The sequence below is a fragment of the Streptomyces sp. NPDC041784 genome (assembly GCF_055591025.1).
Map to the genome: position 1 here is coordinate 161,198 of NZ_JBVJAB010000002.1, position 18,473 is coordinate 179,670.

The following is an 18,473-nucleotide window of genomic DNA, read 5'->3' on the forward strand; positions in this document are numbered from 1 at the left end:
CCGTCAGGTCTCGAACCGTGCGGCCTCCAGGTACTGCGGGTTCGGGTCCAGCGCCGCCGCCAGGCGGAAGTGACGCTTGGCCTGGTCGCCGCGTCCCTGCCGCTCGTAGGTGCGGGCGAGCGCGAAGTGGGCGAACGCGTTGTCCGGCTCCCGCTCCAGTACGACGGTGAACTCCAGCTCGGCGGGCCGCAGTTGCGCGGAGGCGAAGAAGGCGCGGGCGCGCAGCAGCCGGGCGGCGGTGTTCTCGGGGTGTGCGGCGATGACACGGTCGAGCAGTTTCACCGCGCCCCGCGGGTCCCGTGCGGCGAGCAGCTGCTCCGCGGCACGGAAGTCGATGACATGCGTCTCCGGAGTACGTCCGGTCGAACCGCTGGTATCGGGCACGGAAAAATCCTTCCCTTGCTGGGAGGGTTCAACGCGCGGAGCGAGGACCCCTATTCCTGGTCGGGCGCCCGCCGGGCGGCCGCCCGGTCCACGAGGTCCGCCCACACCTCTCGCACGCGCCGCTCCAGGTCCGCGAGCGGTACGTCGTTGTCGATGACGATGTCGGCGATCTCCCGGCGCTTCTCGCGCGTGGCCTGGGCGGCCATCCGCGCGCGGGCGTCGTCCTCGGTCATGCCGCGCAGCCGGACGAGCCGGTCGAGCTGGGTGTCGGGGTGGGCGTCGACGACGACCACGACGTCGTACAGCGAGGCGAGGCCGTTCTCGGTGAGGAGGGGGACGTCGTGGACGACGACGGCGTCCTCGGGGGCGGCGGTCTCGAGTTCGCGGGAGCGGGCGCCGACGAGGGGGTGCACGATCGCGTTGAGGACGGCCAGTTTCTCGGGGTCGGCGAAGACGATCGAGCCGAGCCGGGGGCGGTCCAGGCTGCCGTCCGGGGCGAGGACGTCCTCGCCGAAGGCCTCCACGACCGCCGCGAGTCCCGGCGTGCCGGGGGCGACGACCTCGCGCGCGATCCGGTCCGCGTCGATCAGTACGGCCCCGCACTGGACGAGCAGCCGGGACACCTCGCTCTTGCCGGCGCCGATCCCACCGGTCAGGCCCACCTTCAGCATGAGCGGAAGCTTAGGGCCTGCCGCCGACAATGCACCCGGCAGGCCCTGGGAAGGCGGGCGGCCCGGACCGTCAGCCCTCGCCCTCGCGTTCCGCCAGGAACTTCTCGAACTCGCGCCCGATCTCGTCGGCCGACGGGATGTCGACGGGTTCGGCGAGCATGTTGCCGCGGGTCTCGGCGCCCGCGGCCGCGTCGTACTGGTGCTCCAGGCCCTGGACGAGGGAGGTGAGTTCCTCGTCGCCCTCCTGGATCTGACGGTCGATCTCCGTCTGCGTGCGGTGGGCGTCGGTGCGCAGGGTGTGCGCGATGCCCGGCAGGACCAGCCCGGTCGCGGCCGTGATGGCCTCCAGGACCGTCAGGGCGGCGTCCGGATAGGTGGAGCGGGCGATGTAGTGCGGGACGTGCGCGGCGACACCCAGAACGTCATGGCCGGCCTCCATGAGGCGGTACTCGACGAGCGCCTCGGCGCTGCCGGGGACCTGTGCCTCGTCGAAGGGGCTGCGGTGGCCCGGGACCAGGTCCGTGCGGTTGCCGTGCGGGGTGAGACCCACCGGGCGGGTGTGCGGGACGCCCATGGGGATGCCGTGGAAGTTCACGGACAGGCGGACGCCGAGGCGTTCCACGATCTGCTTCACGGCCACGGCGAAGCGCTCCCACTCGACGTCCGGCTCGGGGCCGGACAGCAGCAGGAAGGGGGCGCCGGTGGTGTCCTGGACGAGCCGTACCTCGATGGCCGGTTCCTCGTACTCCGTCCAGCGGTCGCGCTTGAAGGTCAGCAGCGGCCGGCGCGCGCGGTAGTCGACGAGCCGGTCGTGGTCGAAGCGGGCGACGAGCTGGTGTGGCAGTGCGTCGAGCAGCCGGTCGACGATCTGGTCGCCGGTCTCGCCCGCGTCGATGTATCCGTCGAAGTGGTAGAGCATGACAAGTCCGGCCGACTCCTGGGCGAGCGCCATGTCGACGACGGCCAGCCCCTTCGGCTCCCATGCGTACAAACCCTGCGGATCAAGCACCTGGACCGCTCCTCCTCGTGTTCCTGACTCACAACGCTCCAAGGGGCGTCGGCATTCCCACGAGGGTGAGAACACGTCCCAACGCCGAAGGCCCGCACCTCGAAAGGTGCGGGCCCTCGGTCGAGCGGCTAAGCCTCAGCGGCTAGCGTTCAGCTCTGGCCACCGGCGAGCTTCTCGCGGAGCGCGGCCAGCGCCTCGTCCGAGGCCAGGGCACCAGAGGTGTCCGCGCCCTCGGAGGAGTACGAGCCACCACCGGCCGCGGCCGGAGCCGCAGCCTCGCCGCCCTCGGCGGCAGCAGCCTCGTCGGCCTCGCGGGACTTGATGACCTGCTGCTGGTGCTGCTCGAAGCGGGTCTGCGCCTCGGCGTACTGGCGCTCCCACTCCTCGCGCTGCTTCTCGTAGCCCTCGAGCCAGTCGTTGGTCTCGGGGTCGAAGCCCTCGGGGTAGATGTAGTTGCCCTGGTCGTCGTACGACGCGGCCATGCCGTACAGGGTCGGGTCGAACTCGACCGAGGCCGGGTCGGCACCGAAGGACTCGTTGGCCTGCTTCAGCGAGAGGCTGATGCGACGGCGCTCGAGGTCGATGTCGATGACCTTGACGAAGATCTCGTCGTTGACCTGGACGACCTGCTCCGGGATCTCCACGTGGCGCTCGGCCAGCTCGGAGATGTGGACCAGACCCTCGATGCCCTCGTCCACGCGGACGAACGCACCGAACGGAACCAGCTTCGTGACCTTGCCGGGCACGACCTGGCCGATCTGGTGGGTGCGGGCGAACTGCTGCCACGGGTCTTCCTGGGTCGCCTTCAGCGACAGGGAGACGCGCTCGCGGTCCATGTCGACGTCGAGGACCTCGACCGTGACCTCCTGGCCGACCTCGACGACCTCGGAGGGGTGGTCGATGTGCTTCCAGGACAGCTCGGAGACGTGGACCAGACCGTCGACGCCACCCAGGTCCACGAAGGCACCGAAGTTGACGATCGAGGAGACCACACCGGAACGGACCTGACCCTTCTGGAGGGTCGTGAGGAACGTCTGGCGGACCTCGGACTGGGTCTGCTCCAGCCAGGCACGGCGGGACAGGACCACGTTGTTGCGGTTCTTGTCCAGCTCGATGATCTTTGCCTCGAGCTCCTTGCCCACGTAGGGCTGGAGGTCGCGAACGCGGCGCATCTCGACCAGGGAGGCCGGAAGGAAGCCACGGAGGCCGATGTCGAGGATGAGACCACCCTTGACGACCTCGATGACGGTACCGGTGACGATCCCGTCCTCTTCCTTGATCTTCTCGATGGTGCCCCAGGCACGCTCGTACTGGGCGCGCTTCTTCGAGAGGATCAGGCGGCCTTCCTTGTCCTCCTTCTGAAGGACAAGGGCTTCGATCTCGTCTCCGACGGCGACGACCTCGTTCGGGTCGACATCGTGCTTGATCGAGAGCTCACGGCTCGGGATAACGCCTTCGGTCTTGTAACCGATGTCGAGCAGGACCTCGTCCCGGTCGACCTTCACGATGACGCCGTCGACGATGTCGCCGTCGTTGAAGTACTTGATCGTCTCGTCGATCGCGGCGAGGAAGGCTTCCTCGTTACCGATGTCGTTGACCGCAACCTGCGGGGTGGTGGCGGTGGTCTCGGTGCTGCTCGTCATGTGGGAAAGGGCTCCGGTTACGGACAGAAAGTCGTAGGTACTGCTACGCCGGGAGCCCGTATCGCTCTGAAGAAGCCGGACAGCCAAGGAAGCGCCCCATCAGAAACCGGTGATGACACCAGGAACTGATGATGACGCCTCGAAAACCGAGGGGACATACAACAGATGCGAGCGCAGCCTGCTACGTCTGAGGTGCGCAGGCCCGCAGCGCAACTTGTAGCATACGGGGGCAGCCGGGCGGGGTCAATGCGCGAAGGCGCACACCCGGGGCGGATCGCCGCATTCCCGGCACACAACCTGTCTTCTGAGGCCACGCAGGCCGCAGGAGAGCCCTCCGGTGACACCTGAGCGGCGCCGTCGGGCGGGTTGCACGGAAGAGTACGACGAGGGAGCCGATCATCCAAGAGCCCGTATCGTCCACGCCGGTCCCGGAGCCGATTCCCGAGCCCGAGGCCACCCGGCGCGACGCCGATGTCACGGAGAGCACCCGGGCCAACCGGGGCTGGTGGGACCGCAACGCCGACGAGTACCAGATCGAGCACGGCACGTTCCTCGGGGACGACCGCTTCGTGTGGGGTCCCGAGGGCCTCGACGAGGTGGAGGCCGAGCTGCTCGGCCCGCCGGAGGCCCTCAAGGGCAAGGAGGTCCTGGAGATCGGGGCCGGCGCCGCCCAGTGCGCGCGCTGGCTGGCCGCGCAGGGCGCGCGCCCGGTCGCCCTGGACCTCTCCCACCGCCAGCTCCAGCACGCGCTGCGCATCGGCGGCGCGTTCCCGCTGGTGTGCGCCGACGCGAGCGCGCTGCCGTTCGCGGACGGCTCCTTCGACCTGGCCTGCTCGGCGTACGGGGCGCTGCCGTTCGTCGCCGATCCGGTGCTGGTGCTGAGGGAGGTGCGCCGGGTGCTGCGGCCGGGCGGCCGGTTCGTGTTCTCGGTGACCCACCCGATCCGCTGGGCCTTCCCGGACGAGCCGGGCCCGGAGGGCCTGTCCGTCTCCTCGTCCTATTTCGACCGCACGCCGTACGTCGAGCAGGACGAGGAGGGTCGCGCGGTGTACGTCGAGCACCACCGCACGCTCGGCGACCGGGTCCGCGACATCGTGGCCGGCGGCTTCCGGCTGGTGGACCTGGTCGAGCCGGAGTGGCCGGTCTGGAACACCTCCGAGTGGGGCGGCTGGTCCCCGCTGCGCGGGAACCTCCTCCCGGGCACGGCGATCTTCGTCTGCGAACGCGACTGATCCCTCGTATGCCGTCGTACGTGGCGTACGTGGCGTACGCGTCGTATGCAGGGAACGCACACGCGCGCGTGGGGGCCCCGCACGCGCGCGTGCGTTCCGTTGTAGGGGGCGTACGACACTGGGGGCGTGATGCTCCGTGACGACGCCTTGGACGCGCTGCCCGTACGGGCCGCCCTGCCCGCGCTGAACGACGCCCTGGACGGGCACGGCACCGCCGTGCTCGCCGCGCCCCCGGGGACCGGCAAGACCACGCTGGTGCCGCTGGCGCTGGCCGGGCTGCTGGGCGAGGGGCCGGCGCGGCGGGTGGTCGTGGCCGAACCGCGGCGGATCGCGGCCCGCGCGGCGGCCCGGCGGATGGCGTGGCTGCTGGGCGAGCGGGTGGGCGAGAGCGTCGGGTTCAGCGTGCGCGGGGAGCGGGTCGTCGGGCGGCACACGCGCGTGGAGGTCGTCACCACGGGTGTGCTGCTCCAGCGGCTCCAGCGCGACCAGGAGCTGGCGGGCGTCGACGTCGTGATGCTCGACGAGTGCCACGAGCGGCATCTGGACGCGGACACGTCGGCCGCCTTCCTCTGGGACGTACGCGAGACGTTGCGGCCCGAGCTGCGGCTGGTGGCCGCGTCCGCGACGACCGACACCGAGGGGTGGGCGCGGCTGCTGGGCGGTGCGCCGGTGGTCGAGGCCCACGGTTCCTCGTACGACGTGGAGGTGGTCTGGGCGCCGCCCGCCCGTGCGGTACGGCCGGCGCACGGCATGCGGGTCGATCCGGTGCTGCTGGCACACGTGGCGTCGGTGGTGCGGCGGGCGCTGGCCGAGCGGTCGGGGGACGTGCTGTGCTTCCTGCCGGGCGTCGGGGAGATCGCGCGGGTCGCGGGACAGCTCGGGGACCTGGGCGGGGTGGACGTGCTCCAGGTGCACGGGCGGGCGCCGGCCGAGGTGCAGGACGCGGTGCTGGCGCCGGGCGTGCGGCGCCGGGTGGTGCTGGCCACCTCGGTCGCGGAGTCCTCGCTGACGGTCCCCGGGGTGCGGGTGGTCGTGGACTCGGGGCTGGCGCGCGAGCCGCGGGTGGACCACGCGCGCGGGCTGAGCGCGCTGACGACGGTACGGGCCTCGCAGGCGTCGGCGCGGCAGCGGGCCGGGCGTGCGGGGCGTGAGGCGCCGGGGGCGGTGTACCGGTGCTGGGCGGAGGCGGAGGACGCCCGTCTGCCGCGGTTCCCGGCGCCGGAGATCAAGGTGGCCGACCTCGCCGCGTTCGCCCTCCAGGCGGCCTGCTGGGGCGATCCCGAGGCGTCCTCGTTGGCGTTGCTGGATCCGCCGCCGGGCGGGGCGATGGCGGCGGCGCGGCGTCTGCTGACGGCTGTCGGGGCGGTGGACTTCGGCGGGCGGGCCACGGAGCGGGGGGTGCGGCTGGCCCGGCTGGGGCTGCACCCCCGGCTGGGGAGGGCCTTGCTGGACGGGGCCCCGCTGGTGGGGGCGGAGCGGGCCGCGGAGGCCGTCGCCCTGTTGAGCGAGGAGGCTCCGCGGGAGTACGGCGACGATCTCGCCGCCGCTCTGCGCGGTGCCCGGCGCGGGGGTGACGCCTACGGCGCGCGGTGGCGGGCGGAGGTTCGGCGGCTGCGGGCCGCCTTCGCCGCTTCCGGCTCGCCCACCCGGGACGCTCGGTCGAGGACGGACGCCGAGGCCGCACGACGCACCGGCGACGATCGGGCCGCCGCTCTGGTCGCCGCTCTCGCGTTTCCCGAGCGGGTCGCCAAGTTGGACGGTGGGTCGTATCTCATGGTGTCCGGGACGCGTGCCGAACTCCCCGAGGGTTCCGCCCTGCGCACCGCCCCCTGGCTGGCCGTCGCCGTGGCGGACCGGCCGGTCGGCACGAGGCACGCGCGCGTGCGGCTCGCGGCGGTCGTGGACGAGGAGGCCGCGCGGCTCGCGGCCGGTGCGCTGCTCGACGAGCGGGACGAGGTCCACTGGGCCGGCGGGGACGTCGTCGCGCGGCGCGTGGAGCGGCTCGGGGCGGTGGAGGTGACGGTGCGTCCGCTCAGGGACGCCGACGGCAGCCTCGTACGCGAGGCGCTCGTCGAGGGGCTGCGGGAGGAGGGGTTCCGGCTGTTGCGGTGGTCGGCGGAGGGTCAGGGGCTGCGGCAGCGGCTCGCGTTTCTGCGGCTGCACCTGGGCGAGCCGTGGCCCGATGTGTCGGACGCGTCGCTGCACGCGCGTGTGGACGAATGGCTGGAGCCCGAGCTGAGCCGGGCGCGGCGGCGGGCCGATCTCGCGCGGATCGATGCCGGGGAGGCGCTCGGGCGGTTGCTGCCCTGGGCCTCGGGTCAGGCGGCGCGGCTCGACGAGCTGGCGCCGGAGCGGATCGCGGTGCCGAGCGGGTCCAGGATCCGGATCGACTACGGGGATCCGGAACGGCCGGTGCTCGCGGTGAAGTTGCAGGAGATGTTCGGAATGCACGAGTCGCCCGCCGTGGCGGGTGTGCCGCTGCTCGTGCATCTCCTCTCCCCCGCCGGGCGGCCGGCCGCCGTCACCGCGGATCTCGCGTCCTTCTGGAAGGACGGTTACCACGGGGTGCGGGCGGAGTTGCGGGGCCGGTATCCGAAGCATCCGTGGCCGCAGGATCCGGCTTCGGCCGAGCCGACACGGCACACCAACGCGCGGCTCAGGCGGTGACCGGTTCCGGGTCGGCGGCCCTGGCGGGGGCCGGGCCGGACGGGCGCCGGCCGCGGGCCTCCAGGTACAGGGAGAGCGCGAGCAGGAGGATGCCGAGGCCGAGGAAGCCCCAGGGCAGGTAGGAGGTCAGGAGCAGGACCAGGGTGCGGTTGTGCTTGACGAGGGCGACGGTGTGCTCGATGTAGTCCTCGCGCATCTTCACATGGCCGGCGAATGCCGTGACCTTGTCGCGGTCGCCGAGGAGGCTGCCGCCGCGCAGTTCCTCCTGGTGGATCTCCTCGCCGTAGACGGGTGCTCCGGTGAGCGGTTCGACCCAGAACTTGCGGACGGTGGTGTACCAGCGGGTGGTGCCGGTCTCGGCGACGGTCTCGGGGGTGATGCCCTCGACGGGCATGGTCCTGGGCATGGGGACCTTGGTCCAGGGGATGGTCTGCTCGAAGTAGTAGACCTCGACACCGCGGAAGTCCTGGGTGCCCTTGTAGTGGATGGGGGCGGTGAGGCGGGCCTGGGCGTCGAAGTAGGCGTAGTCCCGCTTCTCCGTCAGGAAGGGCCATTTGAACTCGATGCCGGCGCGGCGGACGGGGTCGCCGTCGACCATCTCGCCGGTGGCGTGGACGGGTTCCTGGGTGTGGGCGTCGAAGATGTACCGCTCGGGGACCTTGGAGACCATCTTTCCGTCGGGGCCCTGGACGTAGGACAGGCCGTCCCAGACGACGACGTCGCGGCCCGCCGTCCTCTCGATCCGCTCGGAGGCCTCCACGTCGCCCTTGAGGGTCTGCACGATGGTGACCTTCGGGACGGTGCGGGCGGTCATGGTGCCGTAGTCGAGGAGGGTGGCGTTCTTCGCCTCCAGGACCATGGTCTGGTACTCGTTCGCCGGGATCTTGGCCAGGCGCGGGAAGGCGTACCAGCGCAGCAGTGGGGACAGGGCCGTGAAGAACACGGCGAGGGCGAGCAGGATCAGGCTGGCCTTGCGGCGCATCTCGGCCTCCCTCCCGGGCGGTTACGGGTGTGCGGGCACCGTCGTCAGCATCGGCTTCGGGGAGGTCTTCCCGGTCGGGGTGCCCAGCGCGGAGAGCGTGAGAACGAGCGCGAGCGCGACGGCGAGACCGGTCGCGGCGGCGATCAGGGCACGCATACGGGCCTCCCGGAGCTGACAGGGCGTCAGGTGCGGCACCGTAGCAACGGGCGGTTGAGATGAGAACAGGTCGGACAGCACCGGGGGGGGGGGGGGGGGGGGGGGGGGGGGGGGGGGGGGGGGGGGGGGGGGGGGGGGGGGGGGGGGGAGGGAAGGGGGGGGGGGGGGGGGGGGGGGGGGGGGAGGAAGGCGGGTACGAACACCACCCTCTCCCCCGGCGGGGGGGGCCCCCCCCGCGGTGGCCGTACGGAGAAATCGGAGAAATCACAGAAAGGGGAGAAAGGGGAGAACGGGGTTACGACGCGGAGGTGGACGACTCGCTGGACGAGGCGCTCGGGGTCGCCGTGCTCGGCGTGCTCGACGACTCGCTGGGCTCCGGGCTCGGCGTCGAGGGCTCGGGCGCGGTGACGGTGAGTTCGACCGTCAGGGTCGCGCCGCCGGTGGTGGTGATGCGCAGCAGGAAGGTGCCGGCGGTGTCGTCCGCGTACAGCTTGGGCAGCTTCAGCAGGCCGTTCGCGTCGGTCTGGAGGCCCGTCAGGGTGCGGACGGGGTTGCCGGCGGCGTCCTTGAAGTACGGGCCCTTGTCGTTGGCGGTCGGGTCGTCGGCCGACGTGATCAGGGTGGCGGTGGCGGCGACCTTGTCCGCGACGGCGCCCTGGTAGGTGGCCTTCACCTCGATCTGGTCGGCGAACTCGCCGCCCGCGACGCAGGTCGGCGCCGTGGTGGTGGTGCGGGCGAGGGCGTCGGCGGCGCGCGCGGTGACGGTGGCCTTGTACTCGACGGCGGTGACCGTGCGGCCGACGACGGTGGCGCGGACCGTGAAGGTGCCGGTCTTCTCGCCCGCCCGGAGCGCGGGGGCGAGGGCGACGCCCTTGCTGTTGGTGGCGATGGTCGCCACGCTCTCGCCGCCCGTGAAGGTGGCGTCGGTGTCGCCGACGATGGTGAAGCGGACCCTGACCTTGGCGACGGCCTTGCCGGCCGCCGTCTCCGTGCGGGTGCTGATCCTGCCGCTGAACGCGTCGCCCGCCATGGTGGTGAGCTTCGCGGTGCCCGCGTCCTCCAGGTGGTCGACCGTGTCGGTCGGCGTGGCGGGCGTCGACGGCGGGCTCGGGGTGCCGGGCGTCGGCGGGGTGCTGGGCGCGGGCGGCGTGCTGGGCGCGGGCGGCGTCGACGGGGTGGACGGCGAACTGGGCGTGGTGTCGCTGTCGTCGTCGCTGCGGTTGGACGGCACGGTGCCGGTGCCGTCGGGGACCTCGTGGGTGCCCTTGCGGTAGTACTCCAGCCACGACATGACGGTGTTGTAGTAGTCCGTCGAGTTGTTGTAGCTGAGGATCGCGCTGCGCAGGCCCGTCGAGGTGGACATGTCCCAGCTGTAGCGGCACAGGTAGTGGCCGGCGGCGAGCGCGGCGTCGTAGATGTTGTTGGGGTCCTTCTTGCCGTCGTCGTTGCCGTCGCGGCCCGCCCACGCCCAGGTGGAGGGGATGAACTGCATGGGGCCGACGGCACGGTCGTAGGTGCTGTCGCCGTCGTAGGCGCCGTTGTCGGTGTCGCTGATGTTCGCGAAGCCGACGCCGTTGAGGACCGGGCCGAGGATCGGCGAGAGGGTGGTGCCGTCGGCGGAGACGCGGCCGCCGCGGGCCTGCCCGGACTCCACCTTGCCGATGGCGGCCAGGAGTTCCCAGGGCAGGTTGCAGCCGGGCTTGGACTGCGCCAGCTCCGCCTCGGCCTTCTTGTAGGCGTCCAGGACGGTCGCGGGGATGCCGGCCTCGGCGCTGCCGGTGGTGACGGGCGTGGTGCCGGCACTCTCGCTCGGGGCGGGGTTCGGGCTGTTCAGGGGCGGCAGGTCCGTGTAGTACGGCGAGTTGCCGGTCGCGCCGTCACCGGTCGACAGGTCGGCGGCCGGGGCGTCGGCGGCGGTCTGCCTGCCCGCGCTGTCGGCCGTGACGTCCGGTGCCTGGGACGCGGCCAGCGCCGCGACGGCCAGGGCGGCCACGGTGGTATTGACCGCCCCCTTGCGCAGCCTGCTGCCGAAATACGCCGACGACATGAAGTGAACCCCTCCCGTGAACGCCCGAGCGCCCGTGTCCTTGTCTGCACCACGCCTGTGGCTGTTGTGACGATCAACCCTCCCCGAGGGTTGCACCCGGAGGGGTTTTGCACTGGTCTGTTCTTCTTCTCGACTGCGCCGGCGGCACGGCAACCCAAGCGACCCTACGACAACTTCTTTTGCACCGGCACCCGTTCGCATGCCGATTTCACGGGTTGGCCGGGTTCCGTTGGCCGGGGAACCGTGTCTCGCCTACCTTGCGTCGTCGATCAAGGGGCCGCCCGGTCCGCCGACCCTCGCCCCCGGGAGCCGCGTTGCCGTTCACCCTGAGTCATGCGGCAGCCGTACTGCCCGCGTTGCGCACCGACGGGACCGGCCGCGGACGGCTGGTGCCGGCCGTGCTCGTGGCGGGCTCCTTCGCACCCGACATGACCTATTACGCGGCGAGTGCCCTGGACGGCGCCATGGAGTTCGGCGACGTCACGCACTCCTTCACCGGCGTCTTCACGGTCGACGTGCTCATCACCTGGGCCCTGGTGGGCCTCTGGCTGCTGGTGCGCGAACCCCTGGTGGCCCTGCTGCCACGCGCCCGCCAGGGCGGGACGGCCGCGCTGACCCGCTGCGGGCGGCCACGCGCGCGTGTACGGCCGTCCACGGTCCTGTGGTGGTACGTCTCCGCCGTGCTCGGCGCGCTGACCCATGTGGTCTGGGACGCCTTCACCCACCTCGACCGCTGGGGCATGCGGCTGTTCCCGGTGCTCGGCGAGAAGGTCGCGGGCTCACCGCTGTACTGGTACCTCCAGTACGGCGGTTCGGCCGCGGCCGCCGTCGTGATCACCGTGTTCCTCACCCGCGCGCTGCGCCGCGCACGGGACGGGGTGCCGGTCGGCGCACCGGACGGGGTGCCGGTGCTGTCGGTGCGGGACCGGTGGTGGGCCGGGGCCGTGATCGGTGGCTGCGCGCTGGTCGCGGCGGTGCGCCGGGCGACGCGCTGGTGGGAGTACTGGGGGGCGCGGGAGGCCAAGCCGTGGGAGCTGATCCCGACCGTGTGCTTCGGCGCGGGCGCGGGCCTGGTGCTGGGCGTGCTGCTGTACGCCGTCGGCGTACGGCTGTGGCGTCCGGCCGCCCGGGGTGACGTCGTCGCCGGGCGGCCGGATCCGGTCACCGTCGGGGAGCGGAGCCGTCCGGGCGCCGGGTGACGGGCGGCGCGGGCGGTGCCGGTACGACGAAGACGGCGATCCGGCGTGTCCTGCGGCGTCGGCGGAGCCGGCCGAGCGTGCTGAGGGCGAGGGCCAGGTAGCCGCGGGCCGTCTCGTACCACGGGCGCCAGGCGCCGTCCCTGACCCGGTGGACGAACCGGGCCAGCCGGTCGAGGCCGAAGAGACGGAGGGGGCGGACGAGGTGGTCGAAGCGGTCGGGACCCCGGTCGCGGAGCCGGGCCGTGGCCGCGCGCAGGGCCGCGGCGGGGGTCCTGGGGACGCGGGGTGTGGCGGCGCCGGGCGCGAGGGCGGGCCGGGGGCGCGGCGGCGGGGCCGTGTCCGGGTCGACCTGCGTGTCTGCGGTCGCCGTGGCGTGAACGCGTGCGTGTGCCGTCCGGCGGTGAAGCATGCGTATACCCATGGCGGCATCCTTGCGGGCGCGGACGGTGGGCGGCGTTCTGGCGGGGGCCACGTGGGTGAGGGCCCTTCGGGGGATGTACCGGGGGTGACGGGACGGGGCGGGGGCCGTGGAAGGAAATGGGGCCCTGTCGCCATGGACAGGGCCCCTTCTCGTCAGGCCTCGGGAGCGGGTCGGACTCCCTCACCGGAGGCCGGTGCGCCGCAGGTCAGTGCGCCGCCGACTCCCAGTCCGTGCCCGCGCCCACGGAGACGTCCAGCGGGGCCCTGAGGTGGACCGCGTCGGCCATCTCTCGGCGCACCAGCTCCTCCACGGCCACGCGCTCGCCGGGGGCGATCTCCAGGACGATTTCGTCGTGGACCTGGAGCAGCATGCGGGAGTGGAGGTCCGCGGCGCGCAGCGCGTCGTCCACCTTGAGCATGGCGATCTTGACGATGTCCGCGGCGGTGCCCTGGATGGGCGCGTTGAGGGCCATGCGCTCGGCGGCCTCGCGGCGCTGGCGGTTGTCGCTGTTGAGGTCGGGGAGGTAGCGGCGGCGGCCGAAGAGCGTGGCCGTGTAGCCCGTGGCCCGTGCCTCGTCGACGGCGCGGCGCAGATAGTCGCGGACGCCGCCGAAGCGCTCGAAGTAGGCGTCCATCAGGGCGCGCGCCTCGCCCGCCTCGATGTTCAGCTGCTGGGACAGGCCGAACGCCGACAGGCCGTACGCCAGGCCGTAGGACATGGCCTTGATCTTGCGGCGCATCTCGGCGTCCACGGCGGCCGGTTCGACGCCGAACACCTGGGAGGCGGCCGTGGTGTGCAGGTCCTCGCCGGAGGTGAACGCCTGGATCAGGCCCTCGTCCTCGGAGAGGTGGGCCATCACGCGCAGCTCGATCTGGCTGTAGTCGGCGGTCATCAGGGACTCGAAGCCCTCGCCGACGACGAAGCCGCGGCGGATCGCCCGGCCCTCGTCCGTACGGACCGGGATGTTCTGGAGGTTCGGGTCCGTGGACGACAGCCGGCCGGTCGCGGCGACGGTCTGGTTGAACGTGGTGTGGATACGGCCGTCGGCGGCGATCGACTTGATCAGGCCCTCGACGGTGACGCGGAGCTTCGCCTGCTCACGGTGGCGGAGCATGATCACCGGCAGTTCGTTGTCCGTCTGGCCGGCCAGCCAGGCGAGGGCGTCGGCGTCGGTGGTGTAGCCGGTCTTGGTCTTCTTGGTCTTGGGCAGGCCCAGTTCGCCGAAGAGGACCTCCTGGAGCTGCTTGGGCGAGCCCAGGTTGAACTCGTGACCGGCCGCCGCGTGCGCCTCCTTCACGGCCTGCTGGACGGCGCCGGCGAACATCTGCTCCATGGCCTCCAGGTGGGCGCGGTCGGCCGCGATGCCGTGCCGCTCCATGCGGGCCAGGAGGATGGAGGTGGGCAGCTCCATGTCGCGCAGCAGGTCCGCCGCGCCGACCTCCTCCAGCCGGCCCCGGAAGGCCTCGCCGAGGTCGAGGATCGCGCGGGCCTGCACCATCAGGGCCTCGGCCTCGGCGCCGTCGTCCGCCCCGAAGGCGAGCTGGCCGTCGGCCGCGGCGGCGGGGGCCAGCTCACGGCCCAGGTACTCCAGGGAGAGCGCGTCCAGGTCGAAGGAGCGGCGGCCCGGCTTGACCAGGTAGGCGGCGAGCGCGGTGTCCATGGAGACGCCGGCGACGGACCAGCCGTGCTCGGCGAACACGCGCATGGCGCCCTTGGCGTTGTGCAGGATCTTGGGGCGGTCCTCGGCGGCGAGCCAGGCAACCCAGGTGTTCTCGTCGGACTCGTCCAGCTGGGACGGGTCGAACCAGGCGGCCGCTCCGCCGGCGGCGGCGAGCGCGACCTCGGCGACCGAGCCGGTGCCCAGCGCCCAGGTGTCGACCGTGGCGACGCCGAGGGTCTCGGTGCCGTGCTCGGTGAGCCAGCCGGTCAGCTCGCCGGTGGCCAAGGCCGTGCCGTCGACCTCCACGCCGCCGGTGACGACCGGGGTCGTCTCGGCCTCCTGGGCCCCCGGGTCGACGGCGAGGAGCCGCTCGCGCAGCGAGGGGTTCCTGATCTCCAGGGTGTCCAGCACCATCGCGACGGCCGTGCGGTCGTACGGGGCGCGCTCCAGGTCGGGGACGGCCTTGGGCAGCTCGACCGTGCGGACCATCTCGGTGAGGCGGCGGTTGAGCTTGACGGCCTCCAGGTGGTCGCGGAGGTTCTGGCCGGCCTTGCCCTTGACCTCCTCGACGCGCTCGACCAGCTCCGCGAACGAGCCGAACTGGTTGATCCACTTCGCGGCCGTCTTCTCACCGACGCCCGGGATGCCCGGGAGGTTGTCGGACGGGTCGCCGCGCAGGGCCGCGAAGTCGGGGTACTGGGCGGGCGTCAACCCGTACTTCTCGACGACCTTCTCCGGGGTGAACCGGGTCAGCTCCGAGACGCCCTTCGTCGGGTACAGCACGGTGGTGTGCTCGGACACCAGCTGGAAGGAGTCGCGGTCGCCGGTGACGATCAGCACCTCGAAGCCCTCGGCCTCGGCCTGGGTGGCGAGCGTGGCGATGACGTCGTCGGCCTCGAAGCCGTCGACCGCGAACCGTGAGACGTGCATCGCGTCGAGCAGCTCGCCGATCAGCTCGACCTGGCCCTTGAACTCGTCCGGGGTCTTGGAGCGGTTCGCCTTGTACTCGGTGAACTCCTCCGAGCGCCAGGTCTTGCGGGAGACGTCGAAGGCCACCGCGAAGTGCGTGGGCGCCTCGTCACGCAGGGTGTTGGCCAGCATCGACGCGAAGCCGTAGATCGCGTTCGTCGGCTGGCCCGTCGCGGTGGTGAAGTTCTCCGCGGGCAGCGCGAAGAACGCGCGGTAGGCCAGCGAGTGCCCGTCCATGAGCATCAGGCGGGGCCGGCTGCCGCCGGAGGAGGTCTCGGTCTTCTTCGCTGCTGTCTCTGCCACGCCCCCGATCCTGCCACGCCCCACTGACACTCGGCCCCGACGACCACAGCTCCGGGGGCCGGGACGGTACGGCACGGCGCCTGCCGAGGGGCCGGGCTGTGCGGCACGCGGCCTGCCGGGGGCTCGGACGGTACGGCACGCAGCCCCGCCTGGAGGCCCGGACGGTCGGCACGCAGCCCGCCTGGAGGCCCGGACTCTGCGGCGCGGCACGTGGCGTCGGCCGCCCCCAGCCCTTGCGCCACAGCCCCCGCCCGCGGCAGAAAACCTGAGTCGCAGCCCCGCCGGGCCCGGGACCCTTGGTGCCGCGACCGCTGCCCGAGAGCGCCGCGCCCGCCCGCTGCCCCAGCCCGGGGACAGCACGGCCCGGCACCCGCCGGGGGACCGAGGCCTCCCCCGGGCGGCGCGAGCGCAGCGCTGCCCGGACCGCCCCGGGCGCGACCACAGCCCGGTTCCGCCCACCCTGATGCACGGCCCCAGCCCGGACCCGCCCACCCTGATGCACGGCCGCAGCCCCGTCCCGCCCCGCAGCACGCCCCGGACCGCCCCCGGGCGCGACCACAGCCCGGCCCCTTCCTCCCTGGTGCGCGACCACAGCCCCGTCCCGCCCCGCAGCACGCCCCGCAGTACGCCCCGGACCGCCCCCGGGCGCGACCACAGCCCGGACCCGCCACCCTGGTGCGCGACCAGAGCCCGGTCCCGCCCTCCCTGGTGCGCGACCCCAGCCCCTCCCGCCCGCCCCCCTGCCCCAAACCCGTACCCCGGCGATGTCGGTGGCGCGTGCGAGGATCGGAGGCGTACCGCACGGACGGATGGTCGAAGGAGAGCGTGCGATGGCAACGAGGCCGCCCAAGGCTGATCCGGTCCAGGACGCTCCGCAGGTCGCCGAGCCGCAGCACGCGGCGGCGGGGCTGCCGGCCATCGGGCACACCCTGCGGATGGCGCAGCAGCAGATGGGTGTGAAGCGGACCGCGCTGACGCTGCTGCGGGTCAATCAGAAGGACGGCTTCGACTGCCCGGGCTGCGCCTGGCCGGAGCCGGACCACCGGCACGCGGCGGAGTTCTGCGAGAACGGCGCGAAGGCGGTGGCCGAGGAGGCGACCCTGCGCCGGGTCACGCCGGAGTTCTTCGCCGCCCACCCCGTCACCGACCTCACCGGCCGCAGTGGCTACTGGCTGGGCCAGCAGGGCCGGCTCACGCACCCCATGTACCTCCCCGAGGGCGGCACGCACTACGAGCCGGTCACCTGGGAGCGCGCCTTCGACATCATCGCCGAGGAGTCGGCCGCCCTCGCCTCCCCCGACGAGGCCGTCTTCTACACCTCGGGCCGCACCAGCAACGAGGCGGCGTTCCTCTACCAGCTCTTCGCGCGCGAGCTGGGCACGAACAACCTGCCGGACTGCTCCAACATGTGCCACGAATCGTCGGGCTCGGCGCTGTCGGAGACGATCGGCATCGGCAAGGGCAGCATCCTGCTGGAGGACCTCCACCAGGCAGACCTGATCATCGTCGCCGGGCAGAACCCGGGGACCAACCACCCGCGCATGCTCTCCGCCCTGGAGCGGGCCAAGGCGGGCGGCGCGCGGATCATCAGCGTCAATCCGCTGCCCGAGGCCGGCCTGGAGCGTTTCAAGAACCCGCAGACCGCCAAGGGCCTCACGGCGGGCGCCACGCTCACCGACCTGTTCCTCCAGATCCGCATCGGCGGCGACCAGGCCCTCTTCCGCCTCCTCAACAAGCTGATCCTCGAGACGGAGAACGCCACGGACGAGGCGTTCATCACCGAACACACCCACGGTTTCGAGGAGTTCGCCGCGGCCGCCCGCGCCGCCGACTGGGACGAGACGCTCGCCGCGACCGGCCTCACGCGCGCGGAGATCGAGAAGGCCCTGGGCATGGTGCTCGCCTCCGAACGCACCATCGTCTGCTGGGCGATGGGCCTCACCCAGCACAAGCACTCCGTGCCGACCATCCGCGAGGTGGTCAACTTCCTGCTGCTGCGCGGCAACATCGGCCGCCCGGGCGCGGGCGTCTGCCCGGTGCGCGGTCATTCGAACGTGCAGGGCGACCGCACCATGGGCATCTTCGAGCGCCCCGCCCCGGCCTTCCTGGACGCCCTGGAGAAGGAGTTCGGCTTCGCGCCCCCGCGCGAGCACGGCTTCGACGTCGTCCGCGCCATCCGCGCGCTGCGCGACGGCGAGGCGAAGCTGTTCTTCGCCATGGGGGGCAACTTCGTGTCGGCCTCCCCCGACACCGAGGTCACCGAGGCGGCCATGCGGCGCGCCCGGCTGACGGTGCACGTGTCGACGAAGCTCAACCGCTCGCACGTCGTCACGGGCGCGCGTGCGCTGATCCTGCCGACGCTGGGCCGCACCGAGCGCGATCTCCAGGGCGGCGGAGAGCAGTTCGTGACGGTCGAGGACTCCATGGGCATGGTGCACGCCTCGCGCGGCCGCCTGGCGCCCGCGAGCGCGCATCTGCTGTCCGAGCCGGCCATCGTCTGCCGGCTGGCCCGCCGGGTGCTCGGCGCCAACAGCCGGGTGCCGTGGGAGGAGTTCGAGAAGGACTACGCGACGATCCGCGACCGCATCGCACGCGTCATCCCGGGCTTCGAGGACTTCAACGCGCGTGTGGCCCGCCCCGGCGGCTTCACGCTCCCGCACGCCCCGCGCGACGAGCGCCGCTTCCCGACGGCCACCGGCAAGGCCAACTTCACCGCCGCGCCCGTCGAGTACCCGAAGCTGCCCGAGGGCCGTCTGCTGTTGCAGACGCTGCGCTCGCACGACCAGTACAACACCACGATCTACGGCCTCGACGACCGCTACCGGGGGATCAGGAACGGCCGCCGGGTCGTCCTGGTCAACGCCGAGGACGCGCGCGCGTTCGGGCTCACGGACGGGTCGTACGTGGATCTGGTGAGCGAGTGGCGGGACGGCGTGGAGCGGCGGGCGCCCGGCTTCCGGGTCGTGGTCTACCCGACCGCCCGGGGCTGCGCGGCCGCGTACTACCCGGAGACGAACGTGCTGGTGCCGCTGGACGCCACGGCGGACACCAGCAACACCCCGGCCAGCAAGTCCGTCGTGGTCCGTCTGGAACAATCGTCGACCGACTGAGCGTTTGCTCAGCCACACCC

13 protein-coding genes are annotated in these 18,473 nt (G+C 72.5%); 4 read left to right on the top strand and 9 right to left on the bottom strand.

The features are described 5' to 3' along the window. Nucleotides 1-3 precede the first annotated feature (3 nt). From ACZ6D7_RS04400 to rpsA, 4 genes are all read right to left on the bottom strand, one after another. A complete protein-coding gene (locus ACZ6D7_RS04400) occupies nucleotides 4-384 on the bottom strand; it encodes a tetratricopeptide repeat protein (protein WP_469483298.1) in 381 nt (126 codons plus the stop codon). Nucleotides 385-434: 50 nt separating this feature from the next. Further along, complete coding sequence (coaE, locus tag ACZ6D7_RS04405; protein ID WP_469483301.1) at nucleotides 435-1,055, bottom strand: dephospho-CoA kinase; 621 nt, start codon at nucleotides 1,053-1,055, stop codon at nucleotides 435-437. Nucleotides 1,056-1,125: 70 nt separating this feature from the next. Further along, nucleotides 1,126-2,064, bottom strand: a complete 939-nt coding sequence (locus ACZ6D7_RS04410) for a PAC2 family protein (RefSeq protein WP_469483303.1) — start codon at nucleotides 2,062-2,064, stop codon at nucleotides 1,126-1,128. 149 nt (nucleotides 2,065-2,213) lie between these two features. Further along, nucleotides 2,214-3,707, bottom strand: a complete 1,494-nt coding sequence (gene rpsA, locus ACZ6D7_RS04415; protein ID WP_469483305.1) for a 30S ribosomal protein S1 — start codon at nucleotides 3,705-3,707, stop codon at nucleotides 2,214-2,216. A gap of 395 nt (nucleotides 3,708-4,102) precedes the next feature. On the opposite strand from rpsA, the gene ACZ6D7_RS04420 reads away from it, so the two are divergent. Beyond that, nucleotides 4,103-4,939 (top strand): class I SAM-dependent methyltransferase, encoded by an 837-nt coding sequence (locus tag ACZ6D7_RS04420; protein WP_469484536.1) that lies wholly within the window; start codon nucleotides 4,103-4,105, stop codon nucleotides 4,937-4,939. A 129-nt stretch (nucleotides 4,940-5,068) separates the two neighbouring features. Beyond that, entirely contained in the window at nucleotides 5,069-7,606 is a 2,538-nt protein-coding gene (gene hrpB / locus ACZ6D7_RS04425) for an ATP-dependent helicase HrpB (RefSeq protein ID WP_469484539.1), read from the top strand. Here the strand turns inward: hrpB and pgfA are convergent. From pgfA to ACZ6D7_RS04440, 3 genes are all read right to left on the bottom strand, one after another. Then, nucleotides 7,596-8,588: a cell envelope lipid trafficking protein PgfA gene (gene pgfA / locus ACZ6D7_RS04430; protein WP_469483307.1), complete on the bottom strand. Its 993-nt coding sequence runs from the start codon at nucleotides 8,586-8,588 to the stop codon at nucleotides 7,596-7,598. The two genes, hrpB and pgfA, sit on opposite strands and share 11 nt — an antisense overlap. A 21-nt stretch (nucleotides 8,589-8,609) precedes the next feature. After that, on the bottom strand, nucleotides 8,610-8,744 hold the full coding sequence (locus tag ACZ6D7_RS04435) for an SPW_0924 family protein (protein WP_469483309.1): 135 nt from the start codon (nucleotides 8,742-8,744) through the stop codon (nucleotides 8,610-8,612). A gap of 295 nt (nucleotides 8,745-9,039) precedes the next feature. Next, nucleotides 9,040-10,791 carry a lytic transglycosylase domain-containing protein gene (locus tag ACZ6D7_RS04440; protein ID WP_469483311.1) on the bottom strand — a complete coding sequence of 584 codons (1,752 nt, stop codon included), beginning with the start codon at nucleotides 10,789-10,791 and terminating at the stop codon, nucleotides 9,040-9,042. 314 nt (nucleotides 10,792-11,105) lie between these two features. On the opposite strand from ACZ6D7_RS04440, the gene ACZ6D7_RS04445 reads away from it, so the two are divergent. After that, nucleotides 11,106-11,990, top strand: a complete 885-nt coding sequence (locus tag ACZ6D7_RS04445; RefSeq protein WP_469483313.1) for a DUF4184 family protein — start codon at nucleotides 11,106-11,108, stop codon at nucleotides 11,988-11,990. Here the strand turns inward: ACZ6D7_RS04445 and ACZ6D7_RS04450 are convergent. After that, nucleotides 11,953-12,411: a hypothetical protein gene (locus ACZ6D7_RS04450; RefSeq protein ID WP_469483315.1), complete on the bottom strand. Its 459-nt coding sequence runs from the start codon at nucleotides 12,409-12,411 to the stop codon at nucleotides 11,953-11,955. The genes ACZ6D7_RS04445 and ACZ6D7_RS04450 overlap by 38 nt on opposite strands. Before the next feature lie 205 nt (nucleotides 12,412-12,616). Beyond that, nucleotides 12,617-15,343, bottom strand: coding sequence for a DNA polymerase I (gene polA / locus ACZ6D7_RS04455; RefSeq protein WP_469483317.1), 2,727 nt, complete (start codon nucleotides 15,341-15,343; stop codon nucleotides 12,617-12,619). A gap of 830 nt (nucleotides 15,344-16,173) precedes the next feature. On the opposite strand from polA, the gene ACZ6D7_RS04460 reads away from it, so the two are divergent. Next, nucleotides 16,174-18,453: an FdhF/YdeP family oxidoreductase gene (locus ACZ6D7_RS04460; protein WP_469483319.1), complete on the top strand. Its 2,280-nt coding sequence runs from the start codon at nucleotides 16,174-16,176 to the stop codon at nucleotides 18,451-18,453. Nucleotides 18,454-18,473: the final 20 nt, after the last annotated feature.